The 3,850-nt window shown below is 35.6% G+C and carries 4 protein-coding genes; 2 read left to right on the forward strand and 2 right to left on the reverse strand.

Going from position 1 to position 3,850, the window contains the following annotated elements; genetic code table 11:
- Nucleotides 1–417: 417 nt before the first annotated feature.
- Nucleotides 418–1,284: a hypothetical protein gene (locus M0Q17_RS10835; RefSeq protein WP_295086738.1), complete on the forward strand. Its 867-nt coding sequence runs from the start codon at nt 418–420 to the stop codon at nt 1,282–1,284.
- An 18-nt stretch (nt 1,285–1,302) separates the two neighbouring features.
- Here M0Q17_RS10835 and M0Q17_RS10840 read toward each other — a convergent pair whose 3' ends face one another.
- Nucleotides 1,303–1,959, reverse strand: a complete 657-nt coding sequence (locus tag M0Q17_RS10840; RefSeq protein ID WP_295086740.1) for a response regulator transcription factor — start codon at nt 1,957–1,959, stop codon at nt 1,303–1,305.
- Entirely contained in the window at nt 1,959–3,176 is a 1,218-nt protein-coding gene (locus M0Q17_RS10845; RefSeq protein WP_295086742.1) for a HAMP domain-containing sensor histidine kinase, read from the reverse strand. The genes M0Q17_RS10840 and M0Q17_RS10845 overlap by 1 nt, the downstream gene beginning before the upstream one ends.
- A gap of 93 nt (nt 3,177–3,269) precedes the next feature.
- On the opposite strand from M0Q17_RS10845, the gene M0Q17_RS10850 reads away from it, so the two are divergent.
- The gene (locus M0Q17_RS10850) at nt 3,270–3,773 is read left to right on the forward strand and encodes a peptidylprolyl isomerase (RefSeq protein WP_295086744.1); all 504 of its coding nucleotides are present in this window, start codon (nt 3,270–3,272) and stop codon (nt 3,771–3,773) included.
- Nucleotides 3,774–3,850: the final 77 nt, after the last annotated feature.

Below are 3,850 nucleotides of genomic sequence, written 5' to 3' on the forward strand. Positions count from 1 at the left end.
GGTATAGTCACTTCCAGCTGAGAGCTCTGCACTTCTAGAGATAGAAAACTCTCTAATCTGACCGCTTACCTTCGCCTCACTAAACATACTGCTTAAATCATCTGCCGCACTTACTGATGTCGTCGAAATAAATCCAAGAGCAATAACGCTAAGGGCTATATGCTTTTTCATCCTTTTTTCTCCCTTTTGTATATTAAACTCTCTAATGCTAAAACATAAAAATAGCATGAACATAGCATTTATTATAAAAAGATTTATTAGCTTATATTGTTTATCCTAGTGTGTAAAATCGTAACTTATTCTATTATTTGATTTGGCTTAAAAAAAACCAACCCAACTTCCTTTATAAAAGTTTTTAAAAAAGTTAGACTACAATCGTTACATAGAGTTAATATATTATGAAAATAGGTGCAAATTATGAAAGAAGTTATTAATGCTTATAGAACGCAAAAAATTAATTTAGATGTCTATTTAAAAACATTCATTAGGGGTCTTCCAAAAAATTATATAGATGAAGCTTTGCAAATTATAGAAAAGCATCGCTATATTCAGTTGATTTACGGAGTGAATTCAGAGTTTAAACAAACAACTCCAGTCATCTCAAAAAAGGAGTCCGACAAATCCCTCATAGGAAGTGACAAAAGCCACTATTTTACAAAACTTCAGCTTGATGAGAACGACATCTACATCTCCAATCCATATATTCATCACAAAACAGGAAAAGCAAGCCTCTCGCTAGTTCATTTCATAGACTCTACCTACTATGTTTTTGACATCAACCTAATACATCTTTTAGAGGATTTAAAACTTATCGAGTACAATAGTTTTCATGACAAAACAAAACGCATTGTTTACTTTTTTGGTTCTACCCTGCTTGCTCTTGTTGCTGTTGCTCTAATAGCTTATGGGGGATTTGTCTTTTTAATACTTATGTTTTCGCTCTCAAGTTCAGACTTTTTACATGATGTTTTTAGGTCGATAATCTCAATAACGCTAGGACTTGCCATCTATGACTTAGCAAAACAGATTTTTGAGCATGAAGTAATTTACCAAACATTTCACCAATCCGAAGATAAACGCTACAAAGTCCTTGGAAAATTTCTCATCTCCATCATCATTGCACTCTCCATCGAAACACTAATGGTAGTATTTAAAATTGCTCTTGAAGATACTTCAAAAATGCTCTCAGCCTTTTACCTACTTATAGGAACAACCATTATGTTAGTAGGACTCGGTTATTTTTACAAAACTATTCAAGAAGCAACACCAAAAGATGATTACTAAAACAGCACATAAAAGTGACTATGGTTTGTCTATCATGTATCCCATGCCGCGTACGTTGATGATGAAATCCTCTTTGAGGTTTTTTTTGAGTCTGTTTACCTCTGCTCGGATGGTTGCATTATCAACTATCTGCTCGCTCCATATATAGTTTTGGAACTGTTCAAAATCGACTATGCGTCCTCTGTTTCTTGAGAGCAGGTCTATAATCTGGGATTGTCTTCTTGAGAGAACATGAGTCTCTTGATTGAAAAGCAGAGTGGAGTGCTCTTGGTCGTAGCTGTAGTTTTTAGAGAGTCTTAAATGCACTCTTGGAGTAGTGTCAAAGATTTTAATCCTGTTTACTCTAAGGGAGAGTTCCTTAAGATGAAACGGTTTTTTCAGGTAGTCATTACAGCCCAAATCATACGCACGTGAAATATCCTCAATATCCACCAAAGCGCTTATGTATATCGCGGGTACATGTATCTTCATGGCGTGAATTTTCTCTAAAAAGGAGAGTCCATCAAGCCCTGGGACGGTAATATCTAAAATAAGAAGATCATAGGCGCTATCTTTTATAGCCTCAAGTGCATTAAGTCCGTCAAAAAAACTCTCTATATGATGCCCTTCCCCCTCAAGGTACTCACAGATTGACTCATTTAGCATAACCTCATCTTCTAAGAGCAGTATCTTCATCAGCTCCCCATCAGCTTAAACTTGTAGTTAAATGTTGTCATAGAGTCCTCTGATGCAACCTCCACCTCAACCCCCTCTTCATCGCAAATGCTCTTAACAAGTCTAAGCCCCAGCCCAAAACCGTCTCTGTTTTGCTCTTCTCTATAGTAAGCTTCAAAAATCTTATCGGTCTCTTGTATAATTTTTGATTTGCTACTTACTGAAAACTGTGTATATGTACCCTTTTTAACCAGCTTTACATACACATTTTCGTTTGGAAGCGTATATTTTATTGCATTTGTCAAGGTGTTGTCTATGATTCTTTGGAGCTTTGTCTCGTTAAAATGTACATGCAGCTCCTCTTTTGGCGGATTATACTCAAATCTTATAAGTGAAAATTCGGCAACTTCTCTAAAAAAATCTATCCTACTATTTAGAAAATTATTTAGATTTATCGGCTTTTTTTTGTACTCAATATGATCTTTTTTTACTAGATAGCTCAAATCATCATATATGCTAAAAATATTTTTTACCGCGACCTCTATTTTGGAGAGTTGCCTCTCCTTTGGATGCCTCATTAAGTAGAGTTCCATACTAGTTAAAATAACGCTCAAAGGGGTGTTTGTCTCATGTACGGTATAGCGTAAAAACTCTTTTTGCGCCCTTAGCAAATCCTGTGAAAAGGTTTTCTCCTCTTGAAGATTTTTATTTATCCTTAAAAGTGCTGCCGTTTTTTTCTTAACTCTCTCTTCAAGCCCCAAATTAAGCTCTTTAAGACTCTTTTTTTGTTCATTTATCTTGCTAACCATCTCATTTGCATAGCCGACCATCTCCTTAAAATCCTGAAAAAATATCGCATCAGGATTTAGTAGCTCTTCAGAGTAAACCGCTTTTTTGAAAAAATTTAAAAAGGTTTGTGTATCTCTTTGTAAAAATTTGTTAAAAAGATTGTTGAGTCCCAAAAATATAGCAAATAAAATAAAAGAGAGCGTAACGATTGCAAGAGCTGTCCTTACAAGCAGAGACTTTAACTTTTTTTGTTTTTCTTCTAGCGTTTGAGAGTCTGATAAGTTCCTATTTTCAACTAAAGAACTATGTTCAAGCGCCCTCTCATAGTCATTGTACATCTCATCGACTAGAAGCGTAACAAAAACCATAGTAAGCAAAAAAACAACAATTATCGTAAATATATCTGCCTGTTTTATGCTGATATTTTGAAACAGTGATTTTATTTTCATGGGCACGATTATACACTTATTATTTTTCAACAAAGTATCTGTTTAAAATATTTAGACTATAATTGCAAAAAAATATTGAAATGAAGGCTATACATGTTTGGAAAAAAACTAAGAAAATACGAATTAAGTGCAGAGGAGATAAACAAACTCCAATGGGCAAAAATAGCAACAAGCAAAGGCGATATCTGGGTAAAACTGCTTCCTGAGGAGGCTCCAAACACAGTTGCAAACTTTGCACACTTAGCAGAGTCTGGTTTTTACAATAACCTTAGTTTTCACCGCGTAATCCCTGGTTTTATGGCTCAAGGCGGATGTCCGCATGGAACAGGAACAGGCGGACCTGACTGGGCAATTCCTTGTGAGACAAAAACAAACAAAACAAAGCACAAAAGAGGTGCTCTTTCTATGGCTCATGCTGGACCTAACACAGGTGGAAGCCAATTCTTCATTACCTTTGTAGCAACTCCGCATCTAGATGGTGTTCACACCGTATTTGGCGCTATTGTAGAAGATGATGCTGAGAGTTTTGCTACTCTTGATGACATTGAGGGTCAAGACGCAATCAACTCTATTGAGATTTTTGAAACTCGTTCATGAAAAAAATCTCCACAGATTTTAAATGCTAGTTCACATCTGCTGCAGCGTTGATTCACATTTTTTTCTAGAAAAGCTGC

Source organism: Sulfurimonas sp., from assembly GCF_023229105.1.
Taxonomy (GTDB): Bacteria; Campylobacterota; Campylobacteria; order Campylobacterales; family Sulfurimonadaceae; genus Sulfurimonas.